Origin of the sequence: Kosakonia sp. SMBL-WEM22, assembly GCF_014490785.1 — a bacterium.
In the GTDB taxonomy this organism is placed as follows: domain Bacteria; phylum Pseudomonadota; class Gammaproteobacteria; order Enterobacterales; family Enterobacteriaceae; genus Kosakonia.
The window spans coordinates 3992152-4009795 of sequence record NZ_CP051488.1 but is presented as its reverse complement, the minus strand read 5'-3'; the positions used below and the strand labels follow the sequence as shown (position 1 = coordinate 4009795).

Sequence of the window (17644 nt, the reverse complement as noted above, 5' to 3'; positions counted from 1 at the left end):
TATCGCGTTTACCGGTCGTGCAGGCAACAGGATCAGATATGCGTAACAGTCACAACATTACCCTTCCGCGGTCATCGTCTCTCCCCCCGACCGCCGACGAACCCACATGGTCTCTTCCGGGGGCCATCGTGGGCTTTGTCGCATGGCTGCTGGCGCTGGCAATCCCTTTTCTTTTATACGGCTCCAATACGCTCTTTTTTCTTCTCTATACCTGGCCCTTTTTTCTCGCCCTGATGCCGGTTTCGGTGGTGGTGGGAATTGCCCTGCATTCGCTGCTGGATGGACAGTTGCGCTACAGCTGCGTGGCGACGTTACTCAGCGTGGCGGCGATGTTCGGTCTCCTTTTCTTCTGGCTGGTGGGCTAAGGCGCGTCATACTTCAAGGTGTAACGCCTGTTAAGGCAATGTGTCCGGGTTCGGAATGTTCAATATTTATGATAAAGTCTGGCGCTTGCGCGGTATCACCCGGCCCCGAAGTGGAGTCTGACGAAAAGTTATGGGATGATGATGCCGTTTTTCAGGGGGCAGGATGGGTAAATTAACGCTGCTTTTGCTGGCTTTGCTGGTCTGGCTGCAATACTCGCTGTGGTTCGGCAAAAATGGTCTGCACGACTACGGCCGCGTCAGCGAAGATGTGGCGGCTCAGCAGGCGACAAACGCAAAACTAAAAGCGCGCAACGATCAGCTATTCGCCGAAATTGACGATCTCAATGGCGGTCAGGAAGCGATCGAGGAGCGTGCTCGCAATGAGCTGACCATGACGAAACCGGGCGAAACTTTCTATCGTCTGGTGCCGGACGCATCAAAGCGCGCGGCAGGCTCAGCGCAGAACACACAAAACACGCAAACTAGACCATAAACAGTCCCGGGTTAACGAATGGCAACACTCATTCCGGACGTCTGTGCCGTGGTGCCGGCCGCCGGATTCGGCCGCCGCATGCAAACGGAATGTCCAAAGCAGTATCTCTCCATCGGCGATAAAACCATCCTTGAGCACGCGGTCGCCGCGCTGCTCGCCCACCCGTGCGTCAGCCGGGTAATTATCGCCGTCAGCGTGGGCGATGAACGCTTCGCGCAGCTTCCTCTGGCGAACCATCCGCAGATTACGGTGGTCAACGGCGGCGCGGAACGTGCCGACTCGGTGCTGGCAGGCCTGAAAGCCGCTGCCGGTGCGCAGTGGGTGCTAGTGCATGACGCCGCGCGCCCCTGCCTGCAGCAGGACGATCTCAACCGACTGCTCGCCCTGCGTGAGACCAGCCGGGTAGGGGGGATCCTCGCTGCACCCGTGCGCGATACCATGAAGCGCGCCGAGCCGGGCCAAACCGCTATCGCTCACACCGTTGAGCGCAATGATTTATGGCATGCCCTGACGCCGCAGTTTTTCCCGCTGGCGTTACTCCACGACTGCTTAACCCGCGCGTTAGATGAAGGTGCCACCATCACCGATGAAGCTTCGGCGCTGGAGTATTGTGGCTACCATCCCGAGCTGGTCGCCGGACGTGCGGATAATATCAAAGTGACCCGACCCGAAGATTTACGACTCGCAGAATTTTATCTGACCCATGCAGACCTTCAGGAGAAAGCATAATGCGCATTGGACACGGTTTTGACGTACACGCCTTTGGCGGCGCAGGCCCGATTATTATTGGCGGCGTGCGCATTCCCTATGAGCAGGGGCTGCTGGCGCACTCCGACGGCGATGTCGCCCTGCATGCGTTGACCGATGCGCTGCTCGGCGCGGCAGCGCTGGGGGATATTGGTAAACTCTTCCCGGATACCGACGCGGCTTTTAAAGGCGCGGACAGCCGCGAGCTGCTGCGCGAAGCGTGGCGACGCATCCAGGCCAAAGGCTATACCCTTGGCAACGTGGATGTGACCATCATCGCGCAGGCTCCGAAAATGTTGCCGCATATTCCGCAGATGCGCGTCTTTATCGCCGAAGATCTCGGCTGTCATATGGATGATGTTAACGTGAAAGCCACCACTACCGAGAAGCTCGGTTTTACCGGGCGTGGCGAAGGCATCGCCTGTGAAGCGGTGGCGCTGTTAGTGAAGGCGGCGAAATGACGGAATTTGATAACCTCACCTTTCTGCACGGCAAGCCTGGCGGCAATGGCATCCTGAAGGCCAGCCCGGAAGATTTCGTCGTGGTGGAGGATCTTGGCTTCGAGCCAGACGGCGAAGGTGAGCATATTCTGGTACGAATTCTGAAAAATGGCTGCAATACACGTTTTGTTGCTGACGCTCTAGCGAAATTCCTTAAAATTCATGTGCGTGAAGTAAGTTTCGCCGGTCAGAAAGATAAGCATGCCGTGACGGAACAGTGGCTTTGCGCCCGCGTACCGGGTAATGGTATGCCGGATCTGAGCCAGTTTACCCTCGAAGGTTGCAAAGTGCTGGAGTATGCCCGCCATAAACGCAAACTGCGTCTCGGCGCGTTGAAGGGCAACGCGTTTACGCTGGTGCTGCGGGAAATAACCCATCGCGCAGAGGTGGACGCACGTTTACAGGCTATCGCCGAACAGGGCGTACCCAACTATTTTGGCGCACAGCGTTTTGGCATCGGCGGCAGCAATCTGCAGGGCGCGCTGCGCTGGGCGCAAAGCGATGCGCCGGTTCGCGATCGTAACAAACGCAGTTTTTGGTTGTCCGCAGCGCGCAGCGCGTTGTTTAATCAGGTGGTCAGCGAGCGGCTGAAGAAACCGGACTTCAATCAAGTTGTTGTTGGCGATGCGCTACAATTAGCGGGTCGCGGAAGCTGGTTTGTGGCGACCGATGAAGAGCGCCAGGAGCTACAGGCGCGTGTCGATGCAAAAGCACTGATGATCACCGCGCCGTTGCCGGGTCGCGGCGAGTGGGGAACAGAAGAGGCGGCACTGGAGTTTGAGCAGCAGGCGATCGCTGATGCGCCAGAGTTACAGACGCTGCTGGTAAGAGAAAAAGTGGACGCTGCGCGCCGTGCGATGTTGCTCTATCCACAGGCGCTCAGCTGGAACTGGTGGGATGATGCCACCGTCGAGGTACGTTTCTGGCTACCGGCGGGAAGCTTTGCCACCAGTGTGGTCAGGGAACTTATCAACACATCGGGTGATTATGCGAATATTGCTGAGTAACGATGATGGGATCCACGCGCCGGGTATCCAGACGCTGGCCCGTGCTCTTAGGGAGTTTGCCGAGGTTCAGGTTGTGGCTCCCGATCGTAATCGCAGCGGTGCGTCTAATTCGCTGACGCTCGAATCTTCGCTTCGTACTTTTACATTTGATAACGGCGATATCGCCGTGCAGATGGGCACGCCAACGGACTGCGTTTTTCTCGGCGTTAACGCACTGATGCGCCCGCGCCCGGATGTGGTGGTTTCTGGCATCAATGCCGGGCCGAATCTCGGCGATGATGTGATTTATTCCGGCACCGTTGCCGCTGCGATGGAGGGCCGACACCTCGGCTTTCCGGCGTTAGCTGTCTCTCTCAATGGCCATACCCATTACGAAACCGCCGCGGCGGTCACCTGCGCTCTCCTGCGTGGTCTGAACCGTGAGCCGCTGCGCACCGGGCGTATTTTGAATATCAACGTGCCCGATCTGCCGCTGAGTGAGATCAAAGGCATTCGCGTGACGCGCTGCGGCAGCCGCCATCCCGCAGACCAGGTGATCCCGCAGCAGGATCCGCGCGGCAACACGCTTTATTGGATTGGCCCGCCGGGAGAGAAGTGCGATGCCGGCCCGGATACTGACTTTGCCGCCGTTGATGAGGGATATGTTTCTGTTACGCCGCTGCATGTAGATTTGACCGCCTACAGTGCGCAGGAGGTGGTATCAGGTTGGCTGGAGCGCGCCGGGGTGAATACGCAATGGTAAGCAAACGCATCCAGGACCTACTCAATCAGTTACGTGCTCAGGGCATCAAAGATGAACAGGTGCTTGAAGCGCTATCGCGGGTGCCGCGCGAGAAATTTATCGACGAGGCGTTTGAACACAAAGCGTGGGAAAACGTCGCGCTGCCCATTGGTCAGGGGCAAACCATCTCCCAACCCTATATGGTTGCGCGCATGACCGAGCTGCTCGAGCTGACGCCCGATTCGCGCGTGCTGGAGATTGGCACCGGTTCCGGTTACCAGACGGCGATCCTCGCCCATCTGGTGCACCATGTCTGCTCCGTTGAGCGGATTAAAGGGCTGCAGTGGCAGGCGCGCCGCCGCCTCAAGCAGCTCGATCTGCACAATGTCTCCACGCGTCACGGTGATGGCTGGCAAGGATGGCAAGCACGCGCGCCATTTGACGCTATTATTGTGACAGCCGCTCCGCCTGAAATTCCCGCCGCGCTGATGTCGCAGCTGGATGACGGCGGCATTCTCGTTTTGCCCGTGGGCGACGAACTCCAGCAGTTAAAGCGGGTTCGTCGGCGGGGAAGCGAATTTATGATTGATACCGTTGAAGCCGTGCGCTTTGTTCCGCTTGTACGTGGTGAGCTGGCCTGAGTTACAGATTTATCCTGGGTATTTCGGGCCATAACAGCGTATTGTGGGCAAATTTGCCGTCGACCTTTGCGGTTATCTTTAAGTCATTGGTAATTTACATAATATTGGGGGAAAAATGAGCGCGGGAAGCCCGAAATTCACCGTACGCCGTGTCGCGGCATTGTCACTGGTTTCGCTTTGGCTGGCAGGGTGTTCAAATTCCAACAATACTCCTGCACCGGTCAGTTCGGTAGGCGGAAGCGCCAACGGCAGCGACAACTCCGGCATGCTCATTACGCCGCCGCCTGCCATGAGCACGAATGCACAGCAGCCGCAAATGCAGCAAGTCCAGCCGGTACAGCCTGTTCAACCCGTACAGCCGGTGCAGCCAATGCAGTCGCAACCTGTTCAGGTTCAGCCGGTGCAGACGGTTGATGGTCACATTGTCTATAACCGCAAGTACGGCAATATCCCGAAAGGGAGCTATACCGGTGGCAGCACCTATACCGTCAAACGCGGCGATACCCTCTTCTACATCGCCTGGATCACCGGCAACGATTTCCGTGACCTTGCGCAGCGCAACAATGTGGCCGCGCCGTATGGTTTGCACGTTGGGCAGACATTGCAGGTGGGGAATGCATCTGGTACACCTATCACGGGTGGAAATGCAATAACGCAGGCTGATGCATCGGAACAAGGAATAGTCTCAAAAACTGCGCAAAATTCAACCGCGGTGGTTGCTTCGAAACCGACAATTACGTATTCTGAGACCTCAGGTGAACAAAGTGCTAATAAAATGTTGCCGAACAACAAGCCTGCGACACCTGTCACAGCGCCTGTTACGGCACCTTCCGTTAGTACAACAACCGAACCGACTGTCAGCAGTACAACAACCAGCTCGCCGATTTCAACATGGCGCTGGCCGACTGAAGGCAACGTTATCGATAACTTCTCTGCCACCGAGGGTGGTAACAAAGGGGTCGATATCGCAGGCAGTAAAGGACAGGCTATCATCGCGACCGCAGATGGACGCGTAGTATATGCCGGTAACGCACTGCGCGGTTACGGTAATCTTATCATCATAAAACACAACGATGATTACCTGAGTGCCTACGCCCATAACGACACAATGCTGGTCCGGGAACAACAAGAAGTGAAGGCGGGGCAAAAAATAGCGACTATGGGTAGCACCGGAACCAGCTCTACACGCTTGCATTTTGAAATTCGTTACAAGGGGAAATCCGTAAACCCGCTGCGTTATTTGCCGCAGCGATAAATCGGTGCAAAGCAGGTGAGGTCATTCTCACTTATTCCGTTGCAGTGAGCGCAGATGCCGCTGCAGCGGAGGTAAATGAGAATGCGTCAGGTGTTTTGCCCAGGGATCACGGGTAGGAGCCACTTTATGAGTCAGAATACGCTGAAAGTTCATGATTTAAATGAAGATGCGGAATTTGATGAGAACGGAACAGAGGCTTTTGACGAAAAAGTCTTGGTAGAAGAGGAACCCAGTGATAATGACCTGGCTGAAGAAGAGCTGTTATCGCAGGGTGCAACACAGCGTGTTTTAGACGCGACTCAGCTTTATCTGGGGGAAATTGGGTACTCCCCGCTTTTGACGGCCGAAGAAGAAGTTTATTTTGCACGCCGTGCATTACGAGGTGATGTTGCCTCCCGCCGTCGCATGATCGAAAGTAACTTGCGTCTGGTGGTGAAGATTGCCCGTCGATACAGCAATCGTGGTCTGGCTCTGCTGGATCTGATTGAAGAGGGCAACCTGGGGCTGATCCGCGCCGTTGAAAAATTTGACCCAGAACGTGGGTTCCGTTTCTCAACTTACGCGACCTGGTGGATTCGTCAGACCATCGAGCGGGCTATCATGAACCAAACCCGCACTATTCGTCTGCCGATTCACATCGTCAAAGAGCTGAACGTCTATCTGCGTACCGCGCGTGAGTTGTCCCATAAACTGGACCACGAACCGAGCGCAGAAGAGATTGCTGAACAGTTAGATAAACCTGTTGATGATGTCAGCCGTATGCTGCGTCTCAACGAGCGCATTACCTCAGTTGACACGCCGCTGGGCGGTGATTCTGAAAAAGCGCTGCTGGATATCCTGGCCGATGAAAAAGACAACGGTCCGGAAGACACCACGCAGGACGATGATATGAAACAGAGCATCGTCAAATGGCTGTTCGAACTGAACGCCAAACAGCGTGAAGTGCTGGCACGTCGTTTCGGTCTGCTGGGTTATGAGGCTGCAACACTTGAAGATGTAGGCCGTGAAATTGGCCTCACTCGTGAACGTGTTCGCCAGATTCAGGTTGAAGGTCTGCGTCGTTTGCGCGAAATCCTGCAAACGCAAGGGCTGAATATCGAAGCGCTGTTCCGCGAATAAGCACCCTTTCTCGTCAAAAAGGCCGGTCGTTAAGACTGGCCTTTTTTCTTTTCTCCTACCCGGCAAGGGCCGTTTCGTGCAGGTGCCGCCACAACAGCTTCCCGTTATCTTTATCAAGCACCACCGTTGACCAGCGCTGATGCGCCGCCTGATCGGGTAACTGTTGCGTCTCGCGGTAGCGCAGCGCCGCACCGCTTTCCCACTCTGCCAGTAATTCGATATCATCCACACGGATGCTCAGTCCCGCCCGCGCCGCGCACTGCGCCTGGAAAAAGTTGACCAGTGCAGGTTTATCAAGCGTCGCGCCACCTGGGGTAATCATGCTGAACCGGTCGCTAAATCGCGCCATCAGCGCCGCGCAATCCCCTTCACCGCGGCCCAGCCATGCCTCAATGGCGATATGGGCATCAATAATCTCCGTCGTATAACGCTTCATGGTTGCTCCTGTTTTAGCTGTTGCAGGGGGTGTGGGTTATCAAGGCGCAGCGCGCCCAAAAGCGGGAAAAGCGTAATTATGGCAGCGAGGGTAAATGTCCCGCGATAAGCGGAAAGGGGCGGCATAACCTGTTGCAGCAGGCCGAGAACAAATGCCAGCAGCGTGGCACCGATAAAAAAGCTTAACTGGCGGTTAAGATTCCACAGCGCGCTGGCATCCGGCATCGCCTGATTATCGATGGTGAGAAAAGCGCAGCTCTGCGCGGTGCTGCTGCACAGGCTTCCGCCCGCGCCCATCAGCGCGAAACTCGCAATAAGTACTGCCAGCGGCGTCGACGGGGTAACAAGTAGTAGCATCACAATGCCTGCCGCCTGTAGCAGAGCGCCAATTATGACCAGTGGTCGCGGGCCGAGGCGATTGAAATAACGCCCGGTCACGGAGATCGCCAGCGCGGAGGCGAGGGACCACGGCACCATTAACGCGCCCGTCACCGCAGGTGTGAGCGCCATCATGCGCTGCAGGTAGAACATCCCCACCACGCTGACGCCAATAAACATCCCCGGCACGCAGAGGTAGATAAGCATGGCGAAGCGCAGCAGTGAGTTCTTCAGCAAAGAGAGATCGAGCAGCCGGCGCGACACGGCGGGCTTGGCCTCCTCTTTCAGCCAGCACCCGGCCAGCAGCAGCGTCAGCAGCGCCAGCGGCAGCGTGACGAAGAAGATCCAGCGCCAGCCGAGCAGTTCCACCAGTAGCCCACCGACAGCGGGTGAACAGGCGGGGGCGAGCAGAGCTACCAGCATCACCGCAGAGGAGATTTTCGCCCGCTCATGAGGTTTGAACTGTTGCCAGGCGAGCGCTTGCCCAACCGGGATCAGCAACCCGCCGCCCAGGCCCTGCACCACGCGCCAGGTAATCAGGCTGTCCAGTGAGTCGGCAAACCCCGCCGCCAGTCCCGCAGCGCTGAAGAGCAACAGCGACAGCATAAAGAGCCGCCGTGCCCCAATAAAGCGGGTCAGTAGCGCGCTGAAGAGGATCGCCACCGTCAACCCTGCGATATAGCCATTGCTGACCCATGCCAGCGCAGAGACCGATGCATGCAGGCTCTCCGCCATCGCCGGAAAGGCGACGCTGGCGATAAACATATTGATCAAATCAAGAAAAAAGCCCAGCAGATAGACCACCGCGACTTTGTTGCGATACCTCATTTTTCCTCCTTCTGTGCGGAGCGCTACTGTAGCCGCTGGCCCGAGGGGGATAAACGCCGCAGGTGGCGATATACTGTCAAACCTGTTTTGACAATCACGAGAGAAGCGATGCTCAATCTGCAACGCGTCGCCATGTTTATCGCCGTCGTCGACACCGGCAGTTTTACCGCCGCGGCGGCAACGCTCGGGCAGACAAAAGCGGTGCTCAGTTTCAATATCCGCCAGCTGGAGGATTCGCTGGGCGTGGCGCTGCTGCTGCGCTCCACCCGCCGCTTAACGCTCACCGAGGCGGGGAGCCTCTTTTACCAGCGCGGCGTGGCGCTGTTACGGGATGCTGAAAACTTGCAGGATGAGGTACAGGCAAACCATATCGGGCTCAGCGGCGAGCTGCGCATCACCACCACGCCTGAGTATGGCGCGCAGGTGGTGATCCCTGCGCTGGCGGCTTTCAGCGAGTGTCACCCGGCATTGCGTATTCGCCACGTCTCCTCGTCCCATCACGCGGATCTGATTAGCGAGCGTTTCGACGTCGCTATTCGCCTTGGCACGCTGGCCGACTCCCGCTATCACGCAGCACTGATTTCACGCTTTGATATTCTTCCGGTTGCCGCGCCGCAGTGGCTCAGCCAGCATCCGATAACGACGCTGCACGCCCTGGCACACGCGCCGTGGATTATTCATGAGCGGCTCGCTTCCCCGCTGCGCTGGCAGGTCACTGACGCGGCGGGCAGCGGAGAAACGCTGGAGATAAAGCAGCCAGCACGCATTTTCGCTGACAGTGCGCAAGCCTTGATGTCATTTGCCCTTGCCGGCTGTGGCGTGGCGCTGCTGCCAGCGTGGCTGGTGCAAAACGCGCTGGCTGAAGGGCGGCTGGTACATCTGTTGCCTGAGTGGAGGTTTGCGCCGCAAGGGGTTTATGCGGTGTATGCCGATACGCAGCATCTCTCTGCCAAAGTGCGCGCGCTGGTCGATTTTTTACGCCATTGGGTAGCGCAGGAAGGTGTTGCCGGATGAGATCATCGCCATCCGGCAGCGTTTGTTAGACGAGGTTTTTTAAGCGGTAGATCCACTCCAGCGCCTGGCGCGGTGTCAGGCTGTCCGGATCGAGATTCTCCAGCGCCTCTACCGCCGGGCTGGTCTCTTCCGCTGGCGCAAGCAGCGACATCTGCGTGCCGTCAATCTGTGTGCCCGCTGCACTCGGTGAGAGGCTCTCCAGCTCACGCAGCTTGCCGCGCGCGCGCTTGATCACCTCTTTCGGCACGCCCGCCAGCGCCGCGACCGCAAGGCCGTAACTCTTGCTCGCCGCGCCATCCTGCACGCTGTGCATAAAGGCGATGGTATCGCCATGCTCAATCGCGTCGAGGTGCACATTCGCCACGCCCTCCATCTTCTCCGGTAGCTGCGTCAGCTCAAAGTAGTGGGTGGCAAACAGCGTCAGCGCTTTGATCTTATTCGCCAGATTCTCCGCACAGGCCCACGCCAGCGACAGTCCGTCGTAGGTTGAGGTGCCGCGACCAATCTCATCCATCAGTACCAGACTGTTCTCGGTGGCGTTATGCAGAATGTTGGCGGTTTCGGTCATCTCAACCATAAAGGTTGAACGCCCGCTGGCGAGATCGTCCGCCGCGCCAACGCGGGTGAAGATGCGGTCGATAGGGCCAATCTCGACCTTCTGCGCCGGGACATAACTGCCGATATAGGCCAGCAGAGCAATCAGCGCGGTCTGGCGCATATAGGTACTTTTACCGCCCATATTTGGGCCGGTGATAATCAGCATCCGGCGCTGTGGCGACAGGTTGAGCGGGTTGGCAATAAACGGCTCTTTCAGCACCTGCTCCACCACCGGGTGACGCCCTTCGCTAATGCGGATGCCCGGCTTATCGCTAAAGGTTGGGCAGCAGTAGTTCAGGGTGTCGGCACGCTCGGCGAGGTTTACCAGCACATCCAGCTCCGCCAGCGCGGAGGCGCTCTGCTGCAGGTCGCCGAGGTGTGGCATCAACAGATCGAACAGCTCTTCATAGAGCTGCTTTTCCAGCGCCAGCGCTTTGCCCTTCGAGGTGAGAACTTTGTCTTCATACTCTTTCAGTTCAGGAATGATGTAGCGCTCGGCGTTTTTCAGCGTCTGGCGGCGCACATAGTGGATCGGCGCGAGATGGCTCTGCCCGCGGCTGATCTGGATAAAGTAGCCATGCACCGCGTTATAACCCACTTTCAGAGTGTCGAGTCCCAGGCGCTCACGTTCACGGATCTCCAGCCGGTCGAGATAATCTGTCGCGCCATCGGCGAGGCTGCGCCACTCATCCAGTTCAGCATGATAGCCGGGGGCAATGACGCCGCCGTCACGCACCAGCACCGGTGGGGCTTCAATAATGGCGCGCTCAAGCAGTTCGCGCAGTTCGCTGAACTCGCCCATTTTCTCTCGCAGCGCCTGCACCGGCGCGCAGTCGACGTCAGCCAGCTGTGCGCGTAGCTCCGGCAGTTGCTGGAAGGCGTAGCGCATACGCGCCAGGTCGCGCGGGCGGGCGGTACGCAGCGCCAGACGCGCCAGAATACGCTCCAGATCGCCCACCTGGCGCAATACCGGTTGCAGCTCGGCGGCGCGATCTTGCAGCGCGCTGATGGTTTGCTGACGCTCGGTAAGCACTTTCGTGTCGCGTACCGGCATGTGCAGCCAGCGTTTCAGCATACGGCTGCCCATCGGCGTGACAGTGCGGTCGAGCACCGAGGCCAGGGTGCTTTCAATCCCGCCTCCGAGGTTCTGGGTGATCTCCAGGTTACGGCGCGTAGCAGCATCCATAATAATGGTGTCCTGCTGACGCTCCATAGTAATAGAGCGGATATGGGGCAGCGCGGTACGTTGCGTATCTTTGACGTACTGCAACAGGCAGCCGGCGGCGCACAGGCCGCGCGCGGCATTCTCAACGCCGAAGCCAATCAAATCACGGGTGCCAAACTGCATGTTGAGCTGCTGGCGGGCGGTATCGATTTCGAACTCCCACAGCGGGCGGCGACGCAACCCGCGTCGGCCTTCAATCAGCGCGGTTTCCGCGAAATCTTCCGCATAGAGCAGCTCGGCAGGGTTGGTGCGCTGCAGTTCAGCAGCCATGGTTTCGCGGTCGGCCGGTTCACTGAGACGAAAACGCCCGGAGCTGATATCCAGCGTGGCGTAGCCAAAGCCTTTGCTATCCTGCCAGATGGCGGCCAGCAGGTTATCCTGGCGCTCCTGTAGTAGCGCTTCATCACTAATGGTGCCTGGCGTGACGATGCGTACAACCTTGCGCTCAACCGGCCCCTTGCTGGTGGCCGGATCGCCAATCTGCTCGCAAATCGCTACTGATTCACCAAGGCTCACCAGCTTTGCCAGGTAGTTCTCCACCGCATGATGCGGCACGCCCGCCATTGGGATCGGCTCTCCGGCAGAAGCACCTCGTTTGGTCAGGGAGATATCCATTAGCTGCGACGCGCGTTTTGCATCGTCATAAAAGAGCTCATAGAAGTCGCCCATGCGATAAAAGAGCAGAATGTCCGGATGCTGCGCTTTGAGCTTCAGGTACTGCTGCATCATGGGCGTATGGGCGTCGAAATTCTCTAGTGTACTCATCGGCTTGTGATGTCCATTTTCTTAAATTTTAATGAGTTAGTGATGTTTTTTGTTCTCATTGAGTTTCACTTTGTCTCATTGGATCTCATGAAATCCTACATTTAAATGTAGGTTAAAGTGTACCTTGCCAACCTATAGCCTGGTAAAATATGGCTACTTACAGCACAACCTACATTTCGTTTCATAAATGCGTAGGGAGCATGATAACGAAGTCTTTATGGCAGGAAAACAAGAGGCAAAGCCACTGTCGTTTAAAGCGATAGAAATGATGACGCCAGGCGACAAAGATAAAGCTGATATTGGCGAAAATCGTGGTTTACGTGTCTCCTCTGGTGCGACGGGTGTTAAATCTTTTTTCTACCGTTACACGAGCCCTGTGACTGGAAAACTTGCTCAGGTCAAAATTGGCAACTTCCCGCACACTTCTCTCGCCGCTGCACGCCTTAAACTCAACGAATTAAAGCTCCTCCGTCAGGAAGGTCGGTGATCAGAGCTCAGGCAGGAAAAACAACTTCGTGCAATCGAGGCTGAACAGGCCAAAGTGCCTGAGCTAACTATTCAGGGTTTGGTCGAACTCTACCTGACTGAGCGCATTGAGGACCGCAAAACTAAGGATGGCAAAATTATTCCGGGAGCCCGGAAGAAGAAAGGCCAGGATGAAGTGCCCAGGACACTGTATGCCGATGCGGTAGATAAGCTGGGCGATCATAATGCCGCTGAAATCACACACAATGACGTGATTACGCTTACCAATGGCATTGTTGCCACAGGAGCAAAAGTGCAAGCCGGTAACGTTCTACGGGAGTTGTTTTTGGCCTACGAGTTCGCTATTGGTCTGGGGCGTTTTGATGCCAGCTTTGCAAATTCCGCTCTGTTGGCAAAGTCCAGCCTCCGTCAGACTCGAATCAAGCTTACTAATAATCGTGGTACGCGTGTGCTGAGTGAAGCTGTGCTTAAAAAGTTTCTCCAGTGGCTGCCAGGCTCTGCTTTTTCCCAACAATCAAAAACGTGCTTCGTCTTACCTTGTGGACAGGTTGCCGTACCGGAGAGGTCTGTGACATGGCGTGGAAGGATGTTGATCTGGAGAAGGGGGCGATATACCTGAGAGAGACGAAAACAGGCGTGGAACGTTACGTTCAGCTATCTACACAGGCTATAGATTTTCTAAAAGTGCTCCGCCTCAACTCGAACACTTATCTTTTTCCGTCTACACCAACAAGACGACCAATCCAGAAAAAGTATCTAACGGAGTGACCTACCCCCTCTATGGAACTGCGCCGGAAGAAAATCAGCGCCTTAATTCCTCCGCGAAAGGGGGCAGGATACTGGCCGGTGGAGTATGCAGACCGGAACCGTGCGGTTGCAAATCAGCGACTGAGTGGGCAACAAAGCCCTTATAGGAATAATCCTAACTACGCATTTTGTTTGCGCCGGAATAATGAAATAAAGCTCTCTTTCATATGATAAGTACAAGTGAGAGAGCAATAAAAACAAGATGGAATAAATCATCATGTCTTACACTATTTTCATCAAACGCTTATGGCAGAGCGAAAAATCAACAATAAGTGAATCCTCGATATCCGGCACTGAAATCTCCGGTTATTTTCTGGAACGCCCCGGGCCGGATACGACGGAAGCAAATTTACGAAAAAGAATCCCTGACGGCGCCTATAGCTTGAAATGGTATGCCAGCAGCAGAATGCGGAAATTCAGTCCATTACCTAATTTGTTCAATGCGAGTGTACCCTCAAGTCGCGCTATACTGATCCATCCAGGCAACGTTCCCGCCGACACGGACGGTTGTTTATTGCCCGGGAAGTCAAAGGGAGATGGCCGAATAGGGCAAAGTCTGGGGTTATATGAAGAGATTAAGCAATTGATGGTTGATAAAGGGATAGAAAATTTTAATGTATTAATCACCTCATGCTACGTGGATTGCAAAAAATGGAAAAATACGCCAGCTTGATGTTCCTTATTTTTATTTCTGTATTCTCTCTTCGCGCAATGGCGACGGTGGAAATAAAGAACGGTGTACTCCAGGCTTACTGGCAACCGAACTGGAATGCTGATGCAACGGTCAACACGCCAGAGTTAGAGTTTCGCTATTTTGCCTTGGGTAATAAAAAGAAAGATAACAAAGTAATTGATATTACTGCTAAAGGCAGTGAAGCGCAGAAAATCGCATTTATAAAAAAGACCTTTAAGAATATCCCGGATAACTTCTTTACCTTTAAAGAGTGGTACGTTAACCAACCCGGTACGATTAAAGTACCTGCGGTGGTTAACTATATGGAGTGCAACGCAGATAACTATAAAGCCGATCTGCAGTCATTTCAGCCGGATAATGCTGCGCAAAACGCTGACGATATGATGACCCAGGATTTTGGCGGCTGTGGATCAGATACGCCTTATCTCGTGTTGTATCAATTGAAAGAGGGTGAAAAAACGTTATCCCTGAAAAGCGAGGCCAGTGAAACAGCGTCAGATTTGGCCTCAGTCAACAGTAATGAAACGCTGGCTAAAATCAGAACCGTCGATAAAGCGTGGATCTATGTTGCAATTTACGATGAAGCGGAAAAAGGGCATCTGAGCAACAGACGTGGTTTTGTTAAACTGAGCGCTCTGACACCGCTGAACTGATAACGTGTATTAGCTCAAACTTTTTCTGAAAATGGACATCATCTATGTAGTAGCAAAGTGGTAATGTCCGTTCGGGGCTAAGTTAAGATGTCCGTCACGTAGATTTACCCTCAAGGGATTGTGATGACGGCTCATGTAGCGGAGTTTTTTACTTTGGATGAAGTTAATCGACTCAAAATCATTCAGGATGTCGTCGACCGGCGTCTGACAACGCAGATCGCCGCGCCTGGGTATCTCCTGTCAGCTATATCAAGCTAGTGCATGTGGAAATTTCGGCGGCTTGATAGTGACGCTTAATTGAGGTTAATCAACATCTGTTATTCATGCTCTACATGCAATGTAGGTAGAATTATAGGTTATGATAAATATTCAAAAATTTATTATTTTAAAATAACTCGTCAAAGCCGCAGCTTTCACTATCTCATCGACTGGCTTTTTTCTATGGCGTTCATAGGTAGATTCTCTTTTTCCGTTAGGTTAACAGTACACCAACCTCTACGGAGGCTCACTCATTCGCCAGTCAGTCAGAAATCATGAATCGGTCATCAGAGACGCGAGCTCAACAGAGGCACGGGCATCATCCCTTTTTTTAATAAGTTGCTGATAGCGCTTGTGAAAATGGCAATAAACCAGGAGTAGTCTTAATTTGAGCGTGGCACTACTCCTTCATTTGCATAACTTTACATTAGGAGCAAAATGACGGCACTTACATTATGGATGGAAGTCAACTCATGGCATATATCGCAAGCACGCCGTCAGCCTATGTCGGTAAGTCTGTAGGTAATGGGCAGTGTGTAGCGTACACGCAAAAAGCGGCGAATATGCCGCGTACCGTTGCATGGAAACGAGGGGCGTTAGTAAAGGGTAATACCTCTATCGCACCCGGTACGGCGATTGCTACCTTTGATGCAAATGGTCGTTATGGTAACCATACGGATGGCAGCTCTCACGCCGCAATTTATTTGGGCCTGGATGCCTCCGGAATCCAGGTTCTGGATCAGTGGATGACATATAAAAAACTGCCTGGTGGTGAACGAGTCGCGACACCGCATTATGTCAGCAAACGCACCATCCGTTTTCATAAGGCACCCCGCGCGGAAAATAACGGAGATAACTATTATGTTGTGGAGTAAGACGCTGTTATTGAGCGCAGGGCTGTTTTTATCCGTGAGTGGCGTTCATGCAACGTCAACAACCTGTCCGTCCTATCCGACAACGCAGGATAAAACCCATGCCTTAAGCGATGCCAGCCTGTTCGTCGGGCCACCGAAAGCGTTAGTAGAGCTGATGCCGGACAGTGACCAGGAGACAGTGTGGACATTACCTGATTATCAGGATGAAGCTAAAGAGCATAAAACATCGCTCTATTTCATATGCCACTACAAGAATACAAAGCAGACCGTTGAGGTGATCGTTCCGGCCACCGCCAAAAAATGCTCTGTAGCATATAATAAGCACAGCAAGGTTGTTGCGGTCTGCGAATAGATTTTTTAGAGAAGCGGTGTATCTGGCAAATAACACCGCTTCTTATATCAGTGATGCGGTCGCGTGTATATTGTTTGCGTTTTTTATTATCCTCATTTAAATAACAGCGATACGATTGGTATAAATCTGAATATAAGGATAAGGGAGTAATGAGTGATGCTCACCCTTTATTTACTTGTAATTTTCGCTATCTTTTCAAAGAAGCTCGAGAAATCATCAGCTACACTGTAGAGGTTAACGGATTCATTATTTTCTGCTATTTTGAAGACTTGCATAGTGTTACCTGCATGCAGTTGCGTTCTATCGAAATAGTAAATACCTTTCACACGATGATTGTTGATTGAAGTAATTACTACCCGGGGAGTCACCTGCGATGAACTTATTTTCTATAAAACTGAGTTTGTCCACTCAGGAAGGGGGGTATATGCTTTTTTAACACCTTGATGTTGGAAATTGTCACACTGCGACCGCATAACACTGGCATAACATCATCTTAGCCGTGGGGATAACTTCCCGGTGTGAATGCCCTGTATCTGTATGCAACGGGGTCTGTAAATAACTTCATTTATAAGATGTATATTCCAGAGTTAATTCATTGTCATCAAAGTCTACCAAAATTTGAAAGGATAAATCCTGGGGGATTACTCTTATCTCATCCGATTTTAGTGTGTCGAAACTATAATCTTCGAGGTGAATTAAATTAGTTATGTAAGCTCCGAAATATTTCCACTCTTCATCAATCAATAAATAGAAAAATAACCTGCCAAGCTGCGCTTTGATAAAAGATATAATTTGTTGGTAGTTGTCGAGTTGTATGCTCTGGTCTAAATCAACCTTGCTTTTTTTAAGGGCGTCAATGATACCGTCTGTTTCCTCAAGCGTTAAAAAATCTCCTTTATTTACTACAGAACCGGTAAATGCATGTATTTTTTTAAAATAGCTCTCTCTATGAACATTACCTTGTGCTTTTCGATAAAGTAAAGCGCGTTTATATTCTAAGACACTCATCTACACTCCTGAACCATAAAATGTTGTTTGCATTTGCACCAGGCATGAGCAGAGTAATATTTATCATCAGATTTCTGCAACCCTTTATCGTAACGTGACTCTCTACCAGCGGGGTAGGTCTGTGGGGACGAGTAGGCTCGTTTCATTCTGAGCAAGTAACCTTTTCTTCTAAAGAACTCTCCCGTTTATACCGACCAGACCCTACTGTTAATGGGGGCCGCTATGGGGGAACGACTCAGCTGCAAGCATACAACCCCCTCTATCCATGTTTCATTTGGTTACATTAATCAATACTTAATAGTAACTTTGAAAAACTTATAGAAACTGAATGATGTATGGTCTCTTTTTGACCGTGATGTGTATTTGCCGTTCCCTCCCCAAGGAACGGCTTTTTTTTGCCTGCGCGTGATCTTCTCTTCTT

18 protein-coding genes and 2 pseudogenes are annotated in these 17644 nt (G+C 53.3%); 16 read left to right on the top strand and 4 right to left on the bottom strand.

What is annotated here, in order from left to right:
- Positions 1-38: 38 nt before the first annotated feature.
- The 9 genes from HF650_RS19315 to rpoS all read left to right on the top strand — a co-directional run bounded on the left by HF650_RS19315 (position 39) and on the right by rpoS (position 6848).
- Positions 39-365: a DUF3561 family protein gene (locus HF650_RS19315; RefSeq protein ID WP_187799970.1), complete on the top strand. Its 327-nt coding sequence runs from the start codon at positions 39-41 to the stop codon at positions 363-365.
- A gap of 163 nt (positions 366-528) precedes the next feature.
- The gene (gene ftsB / locus HF650_RS19310; RefSeq protein ID WP_187799969.1) at positions 529-858 is read left to right on the top strand and encodes a cell division protein FtsB; all 330 of its coding nucleotides are present in this window, start codon (positions 529-531) and stop codon (positions 856-858) included.
- An 18-nt stretch (positions 859-876) separates the two neighbouring features.
- Positions 877-1587 (top strand): 2-C-methyl-D-erythritol 4-phosphate cytidylyltransferase, encoded by a 711-nt coding sequence (ispD, locus tag HF650_RS19305; RefSeq protein ID WP_187799968.1) that lies wholly within the window; start codon positions 877-879, stop codon positions 1585-1587.
- Positions 1587-2066, top strand: coding sequence for a 2-C-methyl-D-erythritol 2,4-cyclodiphosphate synthase (gene ispF / locus HF650_RS19300; RefSeq protein WP_094421901.1), 480 nt, complete (start codon positions 1587-1589; stop codon positions 2064-2066). The genes ispD and ispF overlap by 1 nt, the downstream gene beginning before the upstream one ends.
- The gene (gene truD / locus HF650_RS19295; RefSeq protein ID WP_187799967.1) at positions 2063-3112 is read left to right on the top strand and encodes a tRNA pseudouridine(13) synthase TruD; all 1050 of its coding nucleotides are present in this window, start codon (positions 2063-2065) and stop codon (positions 3110-3112) included. Before ispF ends, truD begins: the two co-directional genes overlap by 4 nt.
- Positions 3093-3854, top strand: coding sequence for a 5'/3'-nucleotidase SurE (gene surE / locus HF650_RS19290; RefSeq protein ID WP_187799966.1), 762 nt, complete (start codon positions 3093-3095; stop codon positions 3852-3854). The genes truD and surE overlap by 20 nt, the downstream gene beginning before the upstream one ends.
- Positions 3848-4474, top strand: a complete 627-nt coding sequence (locus HF650_RS19285) for a protein-L-isoaspartate(D-aspartate) O-methyltransferase (RefSeq protein WP_187799965.1) — start codon at positions 3848-3850, stop codon at positions 4472-4474. Before surE ends, HF650_RS19285 begins: the two co-directional genes overlap by 7 nt.
- A gap of 166 nt (positions 4475-4640) precedes the next feature.
- On the top strand, positions 4641-5729 hold the full coding sequence (nlpD, locus tag HF650_RS19280; RefSeq protein WP_223284343.1) for a murein hydrolase activator NlpD: 1089 nt from the start codon (positions 4641-4643) through the stop codon (positions 5727-5729).
- Between the two features lie 126 nt (positions 5730-5855).
- The gene (rpoS, locus tag HF650_RS19275; protein ID WP_023481104.1) at positions 5856-6848 is read left to right on the top strand and encodes an RNA polymerase sigma factor RpoS; all 993 of its coding nucleotides are present in this window, start codon (positions 5856-5858) and stop codon (positions 6846-6848) included.
- A gap of 55 nt (positions 6849-6903) precedes the next feature.
- Here the strand turns inward: rpoS and HF650_RS19270 are convergent, their stop codons facing one another.
- A complete protein-coding gene (locus HF650_RS19270; RefSeq protein ID WP_187799963.1) occupies positions 6904-7284 on the bottom strand; it encodes a DUF4440 domain-containing protein in 381 nt (126 codons plus the stop codon).
- Positions 7281-8489 (bottom strand): MFS transporter, encoded by a 1209-nt coding sequence (locus HF650_RS19265; protein ID WP_187799962.1) that lies wholly within the window; start codon positions 8487-8489, stop codon positions 7281-7283. The genes HF650_RS19270 and HF650_RS19265 overlap by 4 nt, the downstream gene beginning before the upstream one ends.
- Positions 8490-8597: 108 nt before the next feature.
- On the opposite strand from HF650_RS19265, the gene HF650_RS19260 reads away from it, so the two are divergent.
- Positions 8598-9503 (top strand): LysR family transcriptional regulator, encoded by a 906-nt coding sequence (locus HF650_RS19260; protein ID WP_187799961.1) that lies wholly within the window; start codon positions 8598-8600, stop codon positions 9501-9503.
- Positions 9504-9528: 25 nt separating this feature from the next.
- Here the strand turns inward: HF650_RS19260 and mutS are convergent, their stop codons facing one another.
- A complete protein-coding gene (gene mutS, locus HF650_RS19255; protein ID WP_187799960.1) occupies positions 9529-12090 on the bottom strand; it encodes a DNA mismatch repair protein MutS in 2562 nt (853 codons plus the stop codon).
- Positions 12091-12307: 217 nt separating this feature from the next.
- On the opposite strand from mutS, the pseudogene HF650_RS25375 reads away from it, so the two are divergent.
- From HF650_RS25375 to HF650_RS19220, 6 genes and pseudogenes are all read left to right on the top strand, one after another.
- Positions 12308-13341, top strand: a pseudogene (locus tag HF650_RS25375) (tyrosine-type recombinase/integrase); the annotation flags it as partial.
- A 21-nt stretch (positions 13342-13362) separates the two neighbouring features.
- Positions 13363-13473: pseudogene (locus HF650_RS19240) on the top strand (IS5/IS1182 family transposase); the annotation flags it as partial.
- A gap of 127 nt (positions 13474-13600) precedes the next feature.
- The gene (locus HF650_RS19235; RefSeq protein ID WP_223284215.1) at positions 13601-14056 is read left to right on the top strand and encodes a DUF5675 family protein; all 456 of its coding nucleotides are present in this window, start codon (positions 13601-13603) and stop codon (positions 14054-14056) included.
- Positions 14035-14730: a hypothetical protein gene (locus HF650_RS19230; RefSeq protein WP_187799958.1), complete on the top strand. Its 696-nt coding sequence runs from the start codon at positions 14035-14037 to the stop codon at positions 14728-14730. Before HF650_RS19235 ends, HF650_RS19230 begins: the two co-directional genes overlap by 22 nt.
- A gap of 731 nt (positions 14731-15461) precedes the next feature.
- Positions 15462-15863: a BPSL0067 family protein gene (locus tag HF650_RS19225; protein WP_187799957.1), complete on the top strand. Its 402-nt coding sequence runs from the start codon at positions 15462-15464 to the stop codon at positions 15861-15863.
- Positions 15850-16215 carry an STY0301 family protein gene (locus HF650_RS19220; protein ID WP_187799956.1) on the top strand — a complete coding sequence of 122 codons (366 nt, stop codon included), beginning with the start codon at positions 15850-15852 and terminating at the stop codon, positions 16213-16215. Before HF650_RS19225 ends, HF650_RS19220 begins: the two co-directional genes overlap by 14 nt.
- A gap of 561 nt (positions 16216-16776) precedes the next feature.
- On the opposite strand, the gene HF650_RS19215 is transcribed toward HF650_RS19220, so the two are convergent.
- Positions 16777-17223, bottom strand: a complete 447-nt coding sequence (locus tag HF650_RS19215; protein ID WP_187799955.1) for a hypothetical protein — start codon at positions 17221-17223, stop codon at positions 16777-16779.
- Positions 17224-17644 lie beyond the last annotated feature (421 nt).